This is a genomic window from Arthrobacter sp. 18067 (genome assembly GCF_902706295.1).
Lineage (GTDB): Bacteria > Actinomycetota > Actinomycetes > Actinomycetales > Micrococcaceae > Arthrobacter.
In genome coordinates this window covers 42,047-56,712 of sequence record NZ_CACSJJ010000013.1, presented here as the reverse complement: position 1 = coordinate 56,712, position 14,666 = coordinate 42,047, and the positions used below count along the sequence as shown (strand labels likewise).

At 63.0% G+C, this 14,666-nt stretch carries 12 protein-coding genes; 9 read left to right on the top strand and 3 right to left on the bottom strand.

Annotated features, from left to right (window positions below):
- Nucleotides 1-720 (bottom strand): TetR/AcrR family transcriptional regulator, encoded by a 720-nt coding sequence (locus GVL04_RS13880; RefSeq protein WP_159705559.1) that lies wholly within the window; start codon nt 718-720, stop codon nt 1-3.
- A 107-nt stretch (nt 721-827) separates the two neighbouring features.
- Between GVL04_RS13880 and GVL04_RS13875 the strand changes: the two genes are divergently transcribed.
- The 5 genes from GVL04_RS13875 to GVL04_RS13855 all read left to right on the top strand — a co-directional run bounded on the left by GVL04_RS13875 (nt 828) and on the right by GVL04_RS13855 (nt 6,838).
- Nucleotides 828-1,829, top strand: a complete 1,002-nt coding sequence (locus GVL04_RS13875; RefSeq protein WP_159705557.1) for a LacI family DNA-binding transcriptional regulator — start codon at nt 828-830, stop codon at nt 1,827-1,829.
- A 208-nt stretch (nt 1,830-2,037) separates the two neighbouring features.
- A complete protein-coding gene (locus GVL04_RS13870; RefSeq protein WP_159705555.1) occupies nt 2,038-3,372 on the top strand; it encodes an extracellular solute-binding protein in 1,335 nt (444 codons plus the stop codon).
- A gap of 35 nt (nt 3,373-3,407) precedes the next feature.
- A complete protein-coding gene (locus tag GVL04_RS13865) occupies nt 3,408-4,328 on the top strand; it encodes a carbohydrate ABC transporter permease (protein WP_159705553.1) in 921 nt (306 codons plus the stop codon).
- A gap of 2 nt (nt 4,329-4,330) precedes the next feature.
- Entirely contained in the window at nt 4,331-5,233 is a 903-nt protein-coding gene (locus GVL04_RS13860; RefSeq protein ID WP_159705551.1) for a carbohydrate ABC transporter permease, read from the top strand.
- A 66-nt stretch (nt 5,234-5,299) separates the two neighbouring features.
- Entirely contained in the window at nt 5,300-6,838 is a 1,539-nt protein-coding gene (locus GVL04_RS13855) for an alpha-N-arabinofuranosidase (RefSeq protein ID WP_159705549.1), read from the top strand.
- Between the two features lie 97 nt (nt 6,839-6,935).
- Here the strand turns inward: GVL04_RS13855 and GVL04_RS13850 are convergent, their stop codons facing one another.
- Nucleotides 6,936-7,634, bottom strand: a complete 699-nt coding sequence (locus GVL04_RS13850) for a DsbA family protein (protein ID WP_159705547.1) — start codon at nt 7,632-7,634, stop codon at nt 6,936-6,938.
- Between the two features lie 148 nt (nt 7,635-7,782).
- Here GVL04_RS13850 and GVL04_RS13845 point away from each other — a divergent pair, with 148 nt between their 5' ends.
- Both GVL04_RS13845 and GVL04_RS13840 read left to right on the top strand, forming a co-directional pair.
- Entirely contained in the window at nt 7,783-8,865 is a 1,083-nt protein-coding gene (locus GVL04_RS13845; protein WP_159705545.1) for a glycosyltransferase family 4 protein, read from the top strand.
- Nucleotides 8,866-8,905: 40 nt separating this feature from the next.
- Nucleotides 8,906-11,041, top strand: a complete 2,136-nt coding sequence (locus tag GVL04_RS13840) for a glycogen debranching N-terminal domain-containing protein (protein WP_159705543.1) — start codon at nt 8,906-8,908, stop codon at nt 11,039-11,041.
- 6 nt (nt 11,042-11,047) lie between these two features.
- Here GVL04_RS13840 and GVL04_RS13835 read toward each other — a convergent pair whose 3' ends face one another.
- Nucleotides 11,048-12,088, bottom strand: a complete 1,041-nt coding sequence (locus GVL04_RS13835) for a LacI family DNA-binding transcriptional regulator (RefSeq protein ID WP_159705541.1) — start codon at nt 12,086-12,088, stop codon at nt 11,048-11,050.
- Nucleotides 12,089-12,282: 194 nt separating this feature from the next.
- Here GVL04_RS13835 and GVL04_RS13830 point away from each other — a divergent pair, with 194 nt between their 5' ends.
- Nucleotides 12,283-13,653 (top strand): FAD-binding protein, encoded by a 1,371-nt coding sequence (locus tag GVL04_RS13830; protein WP_159705538.1) that lies wholly within the window; start codon nt 12,283-12,285, stop codon nt 13,651-13,653.
- The gene (locus GVL04_RS13825; protein ID WP_159705535.1) at nt 13,650-14,651 is read left to right on the top strand and encodes a zinc-binding dehydrogenase; all 1,002 of its coding nucleotides are present in this window, start codon (nt 13,650-13,652) and stop codon (nt 14,649-14,651) included. Before GVL04_RS13830 ends, GVL04_RS13825 begins: the two co-directional genes overlap by 4 nt.
- Nucleotides 14,652-14,666 lie beyond the last annotated feature (15 nt).

The following is a 14,666-nucleotide window of genomic DNA, read 5'->3' as shown; positions in this document are numbered from 1 at the left end:
CTAGCCGGCCAGGGCGTCGTGGGCGGGTGTTTCGTGGGCAGGGGCATCCAGTCGGACAGGCCGTCCCACCTCGTCGAAGCGGGCCCCGGCACCCAACTGTATGAAGTGCACCGTCTGCGCTGTGTGTGCTTCAAGGGCTGTGCGGGCCTCGACGTCGGAGGCCCGGGCAGGCGGGGGAGTCTCGCCGTCGGGCGTCCGGTTGCGTCGTGCGGCGCTGGCCGAGAGCGTTCCGTGAATGAGGCGGGCCAACTGGGCGACGTCGATGTCCGGGAGGTAGCCCTGCTGCACCCCATCCTGGAGGATGTCCTGCAGCAGCACGTTGAGATCGCCCACGTGGTCAGCGAGCTTCGCGAAGGATCCGGGGGACAAGACCGCAGCCATGGCCGGTCCGGGTGGAAGATGGCGCCGGCTCAGGTCTTCCACCTGCGCGCGGACGTACAGGGCAAGCCGGTCCACCGGATTCTCGAGCGCGGCCAGCGAATCGCGGAGGTCCACGATGAAGCGTTCCGTCTCATCCAAGGCGTACGCGATGAGTAGCTGTTCCATGTCCGCGTAGTAGTTGTAGACGGCGGTGCGGCCGACGCCTGCGTGGCGGGCTACGTCCGTCATGGTGAGGCCGGGAAGGCCATGGGTGAAGAGGAGCTCTCCAAAGGCGGTCAGAATCCGACGTTGGGTCTCGGCGCGTTGGGCAGCGTTCGTGGCGGCCGTGATCCTTGGCATATAGACACTTTACAGTGATCTGTCAGCAAACGGGTGCGCGTCGCAAGGCTGGGCGAGGCGGGCGGTAACATCGTCAGCAACCACTTCACAAGCAGCTAGGGGGCGTCTTGCGCGCAACGGTCAAGGACGTAGCGCGCCGGGCGGGAGTCTCACCCAAAACGGTCTCGAACGTCATGAACGGAATCGTTCCGGTGAGTGCTCCAACCCGGCTCAGGGTTGAGCAGGCCATGGAGGAACTCGACTACGTTCCCAACCTCTCGGCGCGCGGACTGCGGAACGGCCGGTCGGGGGTCATTGGACTGGCGTTGCCGGATCTGGCCACGCCGTTCTCTGCGGAGATTGCCCAGAGCATAGTGGAGGTTGCCCACGAGCAAGGCTGGAGCGTCCAGATTGAGGAAACCGGCTCTGACCCGCATCGCGAGCAGGAGTTGATGACCCGTGCGCGGGCCAACCTCATCGACGGGCTGATTCTCAATCCCGTGGTGCTCAAGGAGAGTGCCGTGCAGGTGGGAGTCGCGCTGCCACCGGTGGTCCTCCTGGGTGAAGTCACGCAGCAACTGGCCGACCGCGTCTTTGTGGACAGCTTCGCGGCTGCGCGGGACATGACCCTCGCTTTGGCCAAGCCTGGACGCCGCCGGATCGCTGTTCTGGGTGTCAACCGTGGAAGGCAGTCCGCCACTGCGATCCAGCGGGCCGGTGGGTATGAGGCCGCGCTCCAGGTGCTGGGAATCGCCAAGGATGAGTCGTTGATGATCTCGTGTGACAGTTGGACGCCCGCTTCGGCCGCTGAAGCGTTGATGGAGTACTTGGACGTGCACCCGCTGCCCGAGGCGCTGTTCTGTTTCACGGACTCCATGGCGCTTGGTGCCTTGAACACCCTCTGGAAGAGGGGCATTCGTGTTCCGGATGACATTGCGGTAGCCGGCTTCGATGACATTATCGACGGGCGGTTCGCGGTACCTTCCCTGACCACCGTTTCGTTCGATAAGCGCGCTATAGCCAGCGAAGCCCTGCGACTCCTCACGGAGCGGATGGGGGACCGGGGCCATGGCCAGCGCCTCGTTGAAATCAAGTACAGGATCGTGGAACGGGACAGCAGCCGAAGCTGAACCGAGAGCGGCCCACCAAATTGTGCGCGCTAACAATTTTCTCTTGCCCTACACATTACATCGATGTAATGTGAGACCTGCGTCACCCCCGGGCCACCTTTTACCCGAGTGCGGGGACGCGCCGGAGCCGGATTTGTGCAGTAGCACCGCAGTACATCAACGCAGCACAGCAGTGACCTTTCAGCGGACCCATCCAAAGGAGTGACGGGTGAAGCAGTTTGAATCTTTGACCGGGAAACAGTTGTCCCGGAGACAGTTATTGACAGGTTCGGCCCTTCTTGGCGGAGGGCTTCTGGCCACCGGCCTCACGGGCTGCGGAGGCGCGGCCCAAGCCGCCGCGGTCCAGGACATTGGATTCTGGCACCTCCTTTCGGGAGGTGATGGCATCAAGATGCAGGCCATGATCAACGCTGCCAATCAAGCCAACCCCGGTTTCAAGGTGCACCCCACAGTGCTGGCGTGGGGTCCTCCGTACTACACCAAGCTGGCCATGGCATCGGCAGGAGGGCGCCCACCCGAGGTGGCCATCATGCACGCCAGCCGTGTTCCCGGCTATGCGCCGGGCGGACTCATCGATCCGTGGGACCTGGACCTGCTCGCAGAAAACGGGGTGACGGCTTCCGACTTCGCCCCCAGGATCTGGGAGAAGAGCCAGCACAACGGAAAGGTCTTCTCCATCGCCTTGGACTCACACCCGTTCGTGATGTTCTACAACACGGACGTGGCAGGCAAAGCGGGCGTACTGGGCAGCAACGGCCAACTCCAGGAAGTGAGCTCGCCGGAGGAGTTCAAGGCCATGGCACTGGAGATGCAGAAGGTGACCAAAGCCCACGGCCTGTCCTTCGGTTACTTGGGCAGTGGCTCGCAGATGTGGCGCTTGTTCTACACCCTCTACAAGCAGCACGGCGCGGACATGGTCCTGACGCCTGGCCAGCCCATGAAAGTGGACCGGGATGCAGCCATCGAATCGCTGGAATTCATGGCCTCACTGTTTGACGACACCATCGCAGCCCAGGCCGGTGACATCAGCACCGGCATCGCAGAGTTCGCCCGCGGCGGTTCGGGAATGTTGTTCAGCGGCGTCTGGGAACTGCCCACCATGAAGAAAGCCGGCATCCCCGTAGACGCCGCCACGATTCCCACCCTGTACGGGACACCCGCCTCCTACGCCGACTCACACTCGTTCGTCCTCCCGCGGCAACTGAACGTGAACGAGGACAAGCGCAGGGACGTCTACAAGTTCGTCACCGACGTCCTCAAGGGATCCCTGTCCTGGGCGGAGGCCGGACACATTCCCGGTTATCAGCCTGTGGTCCAGTCGCAGGCGTACCGGGAACTCACCCCGCAGATTCACTACGCCAACGCAGCGGACATCATTGCCTACGATCCCGAAGCCTGGTTCAGCGGCTCCGGCTCGGACTGGCAGACCTACTTCGCCGAGAACGTGCAGAACGTCCTCCTGGGAAGGGACAAGGCATCGGCAGGATGGGATGCCTTCGAACAACGCACCAACACCCTCCTCTCCCGTCCCAACCCGGTCTAGCCGGCCCACGCACCGAGCGACAAAGGAGTCCTTTCATGAGTACCTCTACGCTGTCCCGGCCGAGGCCGGAGACCCTGCGCAAACCCGGGAGCCGATCCCGCAGCAACGTGAGCGGATGGGCATTTGCCACCCCGTTCCTGGTGTTCTTCCTCGTTTTCCTCGTCTGGCCCATCCTCTACGGCTTCTACATGAGCCTGACGGGAAAGTCCCTCACCGGCGCCAACGACAGCCTGATCGGCTTCGCAAACTACGCCGAAGCCCTGGCCGACGGCGACATGTGGCGCTCCCTCGGCAATACCCTGTACTTCACGGTGATCAGCACCGTCCCGCTGGTCCTGGTGGCGCTGGTCATGGCGGCCCTGCTCAACGTCGGGCTCCCTGCCCAGTGGCTGTGGCGCCTCTCCTACTTCGCGCCCTACCTCTTGGCGTCCACGGTGGTCTCGCTGTTCTTCACCTGGATGTACAACCCGCAGCTTGGCCTGATCAACGAGTTCCTGACCGGAATTGGTCTCCCCAGGGTTGCCTGGCTGAACGATCCGAATGTCGCCATGTGGGCCATTGTGATCGCCACATTGTGGTGGACTGTGGGCTTCAACTTCCTGCTCTACCTGGCGGCGATGCAGAACATCCCTGCCCAGCATTACGAGGCAGCATCCTTGGACGGTGCCGGAGCGTGGCGCCAGTTCTTCTCCATTACCTTGCCGCAGCTGACGCCCACCACGGTGATGATCGTGCTGCTCCAGATCCTGGCATCCCTGAAGATCTTCGATCAGGTGTACCAGATGACCGCCGGCGGACCCGGTGGATCCACCCGGCCCGTGGTGCAGTACATCTTCGAAACCGGCTTCACCGGCTACAGGCTGGGCTACTCGGCAGCCATCTCCTACATCTTCTTCGGACTGATCGTGGTCATCTCGGTCATGCAGTTCGTCATCACCCGCCGCAGGAGTGCATAACCATGGCAACCCCTACCCTCACCCGTCCCGCGCCAAGCACCACCACAGCCAACAACCCCAAGTTCCGCCAACCCCGCAAGAAGCTGACGGTTGGCAGGATCGCGGCGATTGTCGTCGCTGCCTTCATTGCGGTGCTGTGGCTGATTCCGTTCGCGTGGGCTACGGCCACCGCTTTCAAGACCGAGACGGATGCCGCAGCTCCGGACGTCACCTGGCTGCCGCCGTCGGGCTTCACCTCCGAAGCGTTCGTCAAGGTGTTCCAGGACGGCAACATCCCGCTCTGGACCTGGAACTCGCTCTACACCTCGGCTGCTATCACGGCCATCACGCTCGTCATCTCGGCACTGGTGGCCTACGCGCTGTCGCGGATCGATTTCAGGGGGAAGAAGGTGCTGATGACCGTGATCATCGCGTCCATCATCATCCCCCCGCCCGTGCTGATCATCCCGCTCTTCTACCAAATGCTGGCACTGAACCTGATCGATACCTCGTGGGCCATCATCCTGCCGCAGGTCATCCACCCGGCCATGGTGTTCGTGCTGAAGAAGTTCTTCGACCAGATCCCACGTGAACTCGAAGAAGCGGCCGTGATGGACGGCGCCAGCCGCTTACGGATCTTCACCCAAATCATCCTGCCGTTGTCCCGGCCCATCCTGGCCGCCGTCGCGATCTTCGTGTTCATCGGTGCGTGGAACAACTTCCTGTGGCCTTTCATCGCCACCAACGACGGGAACCTGCTGACCCTTCCCGTGGGCCTGCAAACCATCAAGAGCGCGTACGGCATCCAGTACGCGCAGAACATGGCGTCCGCCCTGCTTGCAGCGCTGCCGCTGATCGTCGTCTTCCTCTTCTTCCAGCGCCAAATCATCAAGGGCGTTGCGACGACGGGACTCGCCGGCACCTGACCGGCACGTTTATAGCCAACCAAAGTTTCAGAACACAACAGTTTCAGATCACAACCAAGGAGATACATGTCCCGCGCACGCATCACCCTCGACCGCGACTTCACCATAGGCGAGGTACCCCGCCGGCTCTTCGGCTCCTTCGTGGAGCACATGGGCCGCTGCGTCTACACCGGCATTTACGAACCCGGGCACCCGGAGGCCGACGAAAATGGCTTCCGCCAGGACGTCTTGAAGCTCGTCAAGGAACTCGGCGCCACCGTCATCCGCTATCCCGGAGGCAACTTCGTCTCGGGCTACAACTGGGAAGACGGCATTGGCCCGCGCGAAAACCGGCCCCGCCGGCTGGACGGTGCCTGGCACACGGTGGAGACCAACGCCTTCGGCCTGCACGAGTTCGTGGACTGGTCCAAGCAGGCCGGCACGGAAATCATGGAAGCCATCAACCTGGGCACCAGGGGAGTGGAGGCGGCCCGCGAGATCGTGGAGTACGCCAACCATCCCGGCGGCAGCTACTGGTCCGACCTCCGCGCCAAGAACGGGCACAAGGACCCGTTCAACATCAAACTGTGGTGCCTGGGCAACGAGATGGACGGGCCGTGGCAGATCGGCCATAAGACCGCTGACGAGTACGGCCGCCTGGCGCAGGAAGCCGCCAAGGCCATGCGCTTCGTGGATCCCTCGCTTGAGTTGGTGGCCTGCGGCAGCTCCAACTCCGGGATGCCGACGTTCGGTGCCTGGGAGCAGACTGTCCTCACACACACCTATGACGAGGTGGATTACGTATCCCTCCACGCCTACTACCAGGAACACGAAGGTGACGTGGGCAGCTTCCTGGCCTCCGCCGTCGACACCGACTACTTCATCGAGTCAGTGATCGCCACCGCGGATGCCGTGCGCGCCAAGGGCAAGCACAAGAAGCACATCAACCTGTCCTTCGACGAGTGGAACGTTTGGTACCAGCGAGGCCTGGACACCGAGGACCAGCCGCACAACGTGATCAAGGCCGGCTGGCGCGAGCACCCGCGCGTGATCGAGGACAAGTACAACGTCACCGACGCCGTGGTGGTCGGTACCCTGCTCAATTCGCTGCTCCGCCACGGCGATCGCGTGAAGATCGCCAACCAGGCCCAGCTGGTCAACGTGATCGCACCGATCCTCTCGGAAGAGAACGGGCCGGCGTGGAAGCAGACCATTTTCCACCCGTTCGCACGCATGGCAGAGCTCGCCAAGGGCCAGATCCTGCGGCTCTCGGTGGACTCGGACAAATACTCGAATGCGCGGTTTGGCGACACGGACCTGGTGGACGTCAGCGCTACGTGGAATGAGGAGACGGGGCGGGTGGCCCTGTTCTTCGCCAACCGTGGGCTGGAAGAAGCCGCCGACGTCGAGGTTGCCCTGCGCGGCTTCGATGCCCGCCAGGTGCTCCGCGCCGAAGTCCTGGAGATTCCCGAGGGCGGCGACCGCTTCACCATCAACACCCAGGAGCAGACGGGCCGTGTGGGCCTCACTCCGCTGGAGGGTGTTAAGGCGACTGGCTCGGAGCTGCGCCTGACGCTGCCCGCCTTGTCTTGGGCCGTCGTCGAGCTTGACGTGGTGAAGGCCTAGCCTCGTACCCAACTGAGTCGCAGATCAGGCCGTTTTGAGCGCTCAGAACGGCTTGATCTGCGACCTACTTGGGTTAAGTACGACGGCGGTTGGCTGGCTAGATTGCGCAGCCGTCAGGGCCGCAGGCCTCGGCGTCGGATGCGCCCACCGGAATCAACGGGTTGGCTTCCTGCCAGGCCTGGTTCAGGGCTTGGCTGAAGAGGTCCGCGGGTTGGGCGCCGGAGATGCCGTACTTGCGGTCGATGACAAAGAACGGGACACCGGTGACGCCAATGGCGCGGGCCTCGTTGATGTCCTGGTTCACCTCATCCGTGTATTTGTCCGAGGTGAAGAGTTCTGCTACTTCGTTGGCGGGCAGCCCGAGGGAAGCGCCGAGTTCCGTGAGGTACTCCTGGTTGCCGATGTCCTTGCCATGCTCAAAGTGGTCGCTGAGCAGCTGCTCTTTGGCTTGGTCCTGGCTTCCGTGGGAAGCAGCAAGGTGGATGAGGCGGTGGGCGGTGAAGCTGTTGGCCACCACCACCTTGTCGAAGCGGTAGTCCAGGCCTTCACCCTTGGCAGTCTCGGTGACGTGGGCGAACATCTGCTTGACCTGCGCCGGTGCCATGCCCTTGCGGTTGCTCAGGTAGTCCAGCTCCGTACCGTCGTAGTGCTCGGGGATGGAGGGATCCAGCTGATAGCTCTTCCACTCGATATCAACGGAATCGCGGTGCGGGAACTGTGCCAGGGCGGTCTCGAAGCGGCGCTTGCCGATGTAGCACCACGGGCACGCGACGTCTGACCAGATCTCAATCTTCATGCTGTTGGCAACCCTGTGGGCCGGCAGGGCATTCCTTGGACGGCTGTTATTTTGCTCACCCGTTGCCGTGCCAAGGGAAGCCCAATACCCTTGAGAAGGGTTATGAAGCCAGCCCTTGGACTGGGGGGTTTTGCGCGGAGGCTCCAGCATGCGCATCGGACTCATTGTTGGCCCTTGGTTTACCGTGCCGCCCGAAAAGTACGGCGGAACAGAACGTGTTGTGGACGCCTTGGCGCGGGCATTGGTGGATGCCGGACATGAAGTCCTGCTGGCAACGGCATCCGACAGCACCTGCCCTGTTCCCCAGGTTGCGGGCTTCGGGCCGAGCGAGCCCGAGGAAGTAGGCCTCACACTGAGCGAGCTGGCCCATGTCATCAAGGCGTACGCAGGGCTCCAGAACGTGGACATCATTCACGATCACACGTTGGCCGGCCCCCTTTACTCCCACCGTCCTGTGGACGTGCCCGTTGTGACCACCATCCATGGGCAGCTCTCACCACGGGCGGCAACCCTGTACCGGGACATGGCGCAAGACTCGGCCATCATCGCCATCTCCCACGATCAGTGCAGCCGGGTTTCTGCTTTGCCGGTTGCGGCCGTCATCCACCATGGGATTGACCTCTCCGCAGTGAGCGTCGGGCAAGGGGCCGGGGGATATGCGTGCTTTGTTGGGCGCATGTGTCCGGACAAGGGACTCATGGAAGCTGTGGCCGTTGCCCGCGAAGCAGGCGTCCCCCTGCGGATTGCGGCAAAGATGCACGCGCCGGATGAGCAAAGCTACTTCCGTGAGGTGGTGCAACCAGCGTTGGGCTCGGGTGAGGAGTTCCTGGGCGAGCTTTCGGATCCCGACAAATACGAGTTGATGGGTGATGCCATTGCACTCCTGAATCCCATCCAATGGCACGAACCCTTTGGGCTGGTGATGATCGAGGCACTCGCCACGGGAACCCCTGTCCTGGCAACTGCGATGGGGGCCGCTCCGGAGATCGTGAGGCACGGGATCACCGGTTTCGTGGGGTCTACCCGTGAGTTGGCGGCCTGCCTTGAGCAGGTCCCGTCTCTAAGCCGCGACGCCTGCCGGCGATCAGTGGAAGAGTCCTTCAGCTCAGAACGCATGGCTGCGGACCACCTGGATGTGTACGCCCGGCTGATCGGGCAATTCAAGGACAAGGGCCTACCGGTCGAGCACAACTTGCAAGACAATCAGAGGCAAGCCCCCATCAACCGATGATCGACAACCAGGACCTGTGCGGAAGAAGGTTTCGTTTGCCATGACCGCTTGGAACGAAGACACCGAAGCCGGGGCGTCAGAGCTGGGTGCCGTCACCGTCGTCGAGGGTTCATCCTTTTGTATCTCCTCGCACTCAGGTGACATCCACGGCGGGGGATCCCAAGGTGCCTACTACCAGGACACGAGGATCGTCTCGCGCTGGATCCTGCGGGTCAACGGGGCGCTGAGGGAGCCGTTGGTGGCGCGGAATCCCACCGCTTTCCAGGCAGAGTACGTGGGCCGGGCGTGCTCGGCTGATGGGAGGTTCGACAGTCCTTTGGTAGTCCAGCATCAACGGCACGTGGGTGCCGGGCTGCGGGACGACATCACGATCAGGAATTACTCGGGACAAGACGCGCCCTGCGGGATTGACCTGCTGATCGACGCCGACCTCGCCGACCTGTTCGACGTCAAAGGCGGACGCGCCAATAAAGCGGGAATTCCCGTGAGGAAGGCACATAAGAAGGAACTGCTCATCGAGTCCCTCCACTCCAACGGTCAACGCAGGGGAGTGGCCTTCCGGGCTTCCGGTGCCAAGGTCTCCGATGAAGGACTACAGTTTCACGTCACCATCCCCGCCCGCAGCCAATGGACCACCAGCATCATCGCCCTCCCACTGGTCAACGGAGAGGGACCCAATGATCCCTTCACCGAGACCACCCCGCTCCACCACACCCCCGGCGTCCGCCGTCACGCAGCCTGGGAAGAACACGTACCCCGGATCGCGGTGAGTGATACCAACGTCGAGGAGGTCCTGGAACGCAGCCAGCGCGATCTGGGCTCGCTGAGGATTTTCGACCCCGCGCATCCTGGACGTGCCGCGGTGGCCGCCGGTGCTCCGTGGTTCATGGCCCTGTTCGGGCGCGACTCGCTCCTGGCCTCCTACATGTCGCTGATGGTGGATCCCAACCTTGCGGCTGGAACCCTGCAAACATTGGCGGCACTGCAAGGGACCAAAGTGGACATTGACTCCGAGGAAGAACCCGGACGTATGCCCCACGAGGTGCGGCTCGGTGTCACGGCAGGGCTCGCGCTGGGCGGGACCGCCTACTACGGAACCGCGGACGCAACACCCCTGTTCGTCTCCACGCTCGGCGAGCTCAGCAGATGGGGACTGGGTGCGGACATCATCGATTCCCTGCTCCCGCACGCCGACCGTGCCATCGAATGGATGGAAAACTACGGGGACCGCGACGGCGACGGCTTCATTGAATACCAACGGCCCAACCAGCACGGACTGGTGAACCAGGGCTGGAAGGACTCCTGGGACGGCATCAACTTCGCCGACGGCAGGATGGCGGAGACCCCCATCGCGCTGTGCGAGGTCCAGGCCTACGCCTATGCGGCCTATGTGGGCAGGTCACTGCTGGCGCGGGCGGCGGGTGACACCGCCGTCGAACGCCGTTGCGCGGACCGTGCCGCAACGCTGAAAGCCGCCTTCAACGACGCCTTCTGGCTCCCGGACCAAGGGTATTTCGCGCTCGCGCTGGACAAGGACAAGAAGCCCGTGGACTCGTGCACGTCCAACATGGGCCACTGCCTGTGGGTGGGCATCGTGGACGAGGACAAGGCGCCGCTGGTTGCGGAACGGCTGATGTCGCCCGAGATGTTCACGGGATGGGGCATCCGGACTTTGGGTTCCGACATGGGCGCATACAACCCCGTCAGCTACCACAACGGCTCGGTATGGCCGCACGATACCGCGCTCGCCGCCACAGGACTCATGCGGTACGGCTTCGTCAAGGAGGCCAGTCGGGTTGCCAGCGGATTGTTCGACGCCGCCGAGCACTTCGGCGGCCAGCTCCCAGAGTTGTTCTGCGGCTTTGACCGTTCAGACTTTTCGGAGCCGGTTCCGTATCCGACGGCGTGTTCCCCTCAAGCGTGGGCAGCTGCGGCCCCCGTCCAACTCGCCCGTATCCTGCTGCGGTTCGATCCCGACTTCACACGGAACGTGCTGCATCTGGCACCGATCCTGCCTGACTCCTTTGGCACGTTCAAGGCCGACAACGTGTTGCTGGGGCGCTCGCGGATCACGGTGCAGGCCTCCGGTTCTTCCGGGACCGTGACCGGGCTGCCGGCCGGGCTGGAACTGCGCTCCGATCCCCGGCCTCCGCTGACGGGGGACTTGTTCGGCTAGCGTGCCCTAGAGGGTGCTGCGCCCGTAGCTCCTGCTGGATCCGCTGGTGTCTTTCGCAGCGGTTGTGGTGCCGGGCCGCAGCTCAAATTGCGGGGCTTCCGGGATTTTGGGCGATCGGCCGGCATCGGCGATGTAGGCGGCGGCCAGCCCGCCGAGTTCCACAAGCGGAAGGGTGACGGTGGTGAGGCCGAAGACCGCCCCGCCTCTGGTACCTCCGATGCCGGCCACCGAAACATCATCCGGAATGCGGTAGCCGGAGGTCCACAGGCCGGCCAAAACACCCACGGCGATCTCGTCATTGGCGCATACGATCGCTTCGGGCAGTTCTCCCGCGGCGATGAGGTGCGCCACTGCCTCCCGCCCGGATTCCTGGCGCATGCCGGCGTTCCCCAACACCATGGGAAGGGCTTGGGCTTCGAACATCGCACGGCGATATCCGATGACGCGCTGTTCCACGGCTGTCAGCCCCGGCATACCGCCGACAAATGCAATCCTCCGATGGCCCAGTGAGAGCATATAGCGGGTCAATTCGTAGGACGCGGCATGGTTGTCGATGACGATTTTGGTGGAATCGAATCCGCGTGGAGCCAGCGCCACCACCCTGGTTCCAGCCCTGACAGCAAGATTGACCTCCCGCGCCAGTTCAGCCGTTCCAGGGGAACCCTCGATGTCGCTGCCGCAGAACACAATCCCGGAGGCCTGATGCTCCCGGAGAACGCGGAACTTGGTTCGTTCTTGTTCAGGGTCCCTGTTCGCATTGGCCAGGATGGTGACGAATCCAGCCTTGGCAGCTTCTATTTCGATGCCCCGGGTCAACTCGGCGAAGTAGGGATCCAGGATGTCGCTGGCAATGACGCCGATGATCTTGCTGCGCTGCTGCTTCAAGGCCTGGGCGGCGGCGCTTGGTGTGTAGCCCAGCGTCTGGGCGGCGGATTGGACACTCTCGCGAATGTCCCGGGACACCGGATGGGCTGAGCCATTGAGCACGCGCGAGGCTGTAGCCACGGAGACGGCGGCAAGCTCGGCTACTTCCCGCAATGTGGCCATGTTTCCCAGACTCCTTCGGTGGATTCAACCGTCCAAGCCTAACTGCCACCGGGATGGTTCCCTGGTCGCGGCACGAAGTGCTTGACAGGTGCGTCAGTACACCCTTAGCGTAATGGTAAACCTTTGCCACTGCGATGTATGCCTTTATGGATACAGTGGCAAACGTTATCCATTAAACTCAAAGGAGAGATGCAATGACCGACCTTACAAAACCCTTCGACCTGATCGTGGTTGGTGCGGGCGCGGCTGGATTGGCGGCCGCCAACCGTGCGGTGGACCTCGGGGGACGGGTGCTGCTCCTGGAGAAGGGCGGGGCACCTGGTGGTTCTGCCGCACTGTCGGCGGGGATTCTTTGGACCGCCCCAAATCTTGACGTCCTTCGGAGCATCCAACCGGACGGGGATCCTGTCCTTGGACCGTTGGTGGTTGAAGGCTACGACCAAGCGGTGCAGGATGTCCGTGAAGCCGGTGTAACTGTCAGCGATGAATGGCTGGACCATCTGGAATGGGGCCGTGCCCGCAAGATCGACATCAAAGAGCTGATTTCCAAATGGTCGGCAAAAGTTGAAGCCACCGGTGGCGGGCTCCTGACGGGCGTGAACGATATTGAACTCATCATTGAGGACGGTGCTGTGGCCGGTGCCTCGTTTGAGTTTGGTGGGGAACGTATCGCCGTCCTCAGTGGGGCAGTTCTCCTGGCCACAGGCGGATTCCAGGGCGATCCTGAGCTGAAACAGAAGTTCATTGGCAATGGCGCCGATGATATTGCTGTCCGAAGCAATCCCCACTCGGTGGGCGACGGATTCCGCTTGGGAGCTGCCGCCGGAGGTGCCGCCAGCCGTCACCTTTCAGGTTTCTATGGGCACACGTTGCCCAGCCCCTTGCCTGTATCTCCGGAAGTGTTCTTGCGGCTGACCTTGTACTTCTCCGCCTACGGCGTCATGGTAAACCGGCTGGGACGGCGGTTCACCGACGAGTCTCTGGGCGATGAGGTCTCCAACCAGGCAGTTGTCCGTGAACCGGGACGCCGTGGTGTTCTGATATGGGATGACGAAGTTCAGCAGACGCGGGCGCTTGCCGTACCGTATCCCAGCGGCATGGCCCTCGACCGGCATGCTGAGGCCTCCCAGTTGGGAGCGCGCACCGCCGAAACTGCCACTCTTGAGGAACTGGTGGAAGTGGTGGCCGGCTGGGGTGTTGACCGTGCGGGCCTCGTGGAGACCTTGGAGAACTACCAGCGTGCATCCAATGGCGAATCAGTCAGCCTGGACGCACCGCTTCCCAAGCGTCCAAGCCCGCTCAAGAAGGGCCCGTTCCGCGCCGTGGAATTCCAGCCCTGCATCACCATCCCGTTCGGCGGACTGAGGGTGAACGGTGACAGCCAGGTTCTGGACCGCGACAATCGTCCTGTCACCGGGCTGTTCGCCGCCGGAGCAGACGCGGGTGGGGCCCAGGACCTCCGTTATGTGGGAGGCATCGTGTTTGGTTTCGTCTTCGGCCGGCGCGCAGCAGATGCGGCCATGCGCACTGTCCGTGCCTCGGACAAACTGGTTGCAGTCTCATGATCACCTCGACAGTGGGCTGCAGGGTAGCGTGGGCAGGACCCGGACAACTCGACTTCGAAGACAGCGCGTGGCCGGCGCCGGGTCCGGATCAGGTGGTGATTCGTGTCGAAAGTGTTGGAGTCTGCGGCACTGACCTCAGCATCTGGCGGGGCGACCACGACGGTCTCCGGAAAGGCTCTGTTCTGGGGCACGAATTCGGCGGCACGATCGTGGACGTCGGGGCCAACGTGGAGTTCAGGTCCGTTGGACAAAAGACAGCTGTAGACCCCAACCTGACGTGCGGAAAGTGCCAGGACTGCCGTGCGGGCTCCCGTGGCCTTTGCAGCGAGCGCAAACTTATGGGACGGGACGTCGACGGCGGGCTGCAGAGCTTTGTGGCGGTGGATGCCGCTCAAACAATCCTTGTTCCCGGGGAACCGGATTCCCGTGCGCTGGCGCTTGTCGAACCGATCGCTGTGGGAGTCCACGCATGTGCACGGGCCGAAGTAAGGTTTGGCAGTCACCTTGGCATCATCGGTGGAGGCGCGATCGGAATGGCCTGCGCCCTTCAGGCCCGCAGCCTGGGCGCCGCGAGCATCACGGTGGTGGAGCCTGACCCCCAGCGCAGGGAAGCCATCGAGGCCTTCGGCGTGAGCGCCTTGGCTCCCGGTGACGTTCCCGGACAGCGCTGGAACGTTGCGATCGACACTGTCGGCAGTGCCGCCACCATCAGTGCCGTGATGGACCTGATGGTGCCGGGCTCCACGATTTGCGTGGCAGGCCTTGCCACCGGCGGAACGCTGCCTGCCGCCGGTGACCTGGTACGCCGCGAGCTCACCATCACCGGAACGTTCTGCTACACCACTGCCAATCTCCACACAGCTGCAGCGCTCGTGGCACTTCACGGGCTCAACGCCCTTCCGCATGACCTCATTCAAGGTCTCCGCAATGCCCCCCAGGCAATCGAAGACTTCGCCCAAGGCCGTCTTGGCCGCGGCAAAACCCTCATCATCCCCTAGCCCAACAGGGCAATT

Excerpts from the sequence above, each read along its gene's own strand:
- GVL04_RS13880 (WP_159705559.1), bottom strand. The coding sequence starts at position 720 with ATGCCAAGGATCACGGCCGCCACGAACGCTGCCCAACGCGCCGAGACC.
- GVL04_RS13845 (WP_159705545.1), top strand. The coding sequence starts at position 7,783 with ATGCGCATCGGACTCATTGTTGGCCCTTGGTTTACCGTGCCGCCCGAA.
- GVL04_RS13865 (WP_159705553.1), top strand. The coding sequence starts at position 3,408 with ATGAGTACCTCTACGCTGTCCCGGCCGAGGCCGGAGACCCTGCGCAAA.
- GVL04_RS13835 (WP_159705541.1), bottom strand. The coding sequence starts at position 12,088 with ATGGCCACATTGCGGGAAGTAGCCGAGCTTGCCGCCGTCTCCGTGGCT.
- GVL04_RS13830 (WP_159705538.1), top strand. The coding sequence starts at position 12,283 with ATGACCGACCTTACAAAACCCTTCGACCTGATCGTGGTTGGTGCGGGC.
- GVL04_RS13825 (WP_159705535.1), top strand. The coding sequence starts at position 13,650 with ATGATCACCTCGACAGTGGGCTGCAGGGTAGCGTGGGCAGGACCCGGA.
- GVL04_RS13855 (WP_159705549.1), top strand. The coding sequence starts at position 5,300 with ATGTCCCGCGCACGCATCACCCTCGACCGCGACTTCACCATAGGCGAG.
- GVL04_RS13840 (WP_159705543.1), top strand. The coding sequence starts at position 8,906 with ATGACCGCTTGGAACGAAGACACCGAAGCCGGGGCGTCAGAGCTGGGT.
- GVL04_RS13860 (WP_159705551.1), top strand. The coding sequence starts at position 4,331 with ATGGCAACCCCTACCCTCACCCGTCCCGCGCCAAGCACCACCACAGCC.
- GVL04_RS13850 (WP_159705547.1), bottom strand. The coding sequence starts at position 7,634 with ATGAAGATTGAGATCTGGTCAGACGTCGCGTGCCCGTGGTGCTACATC.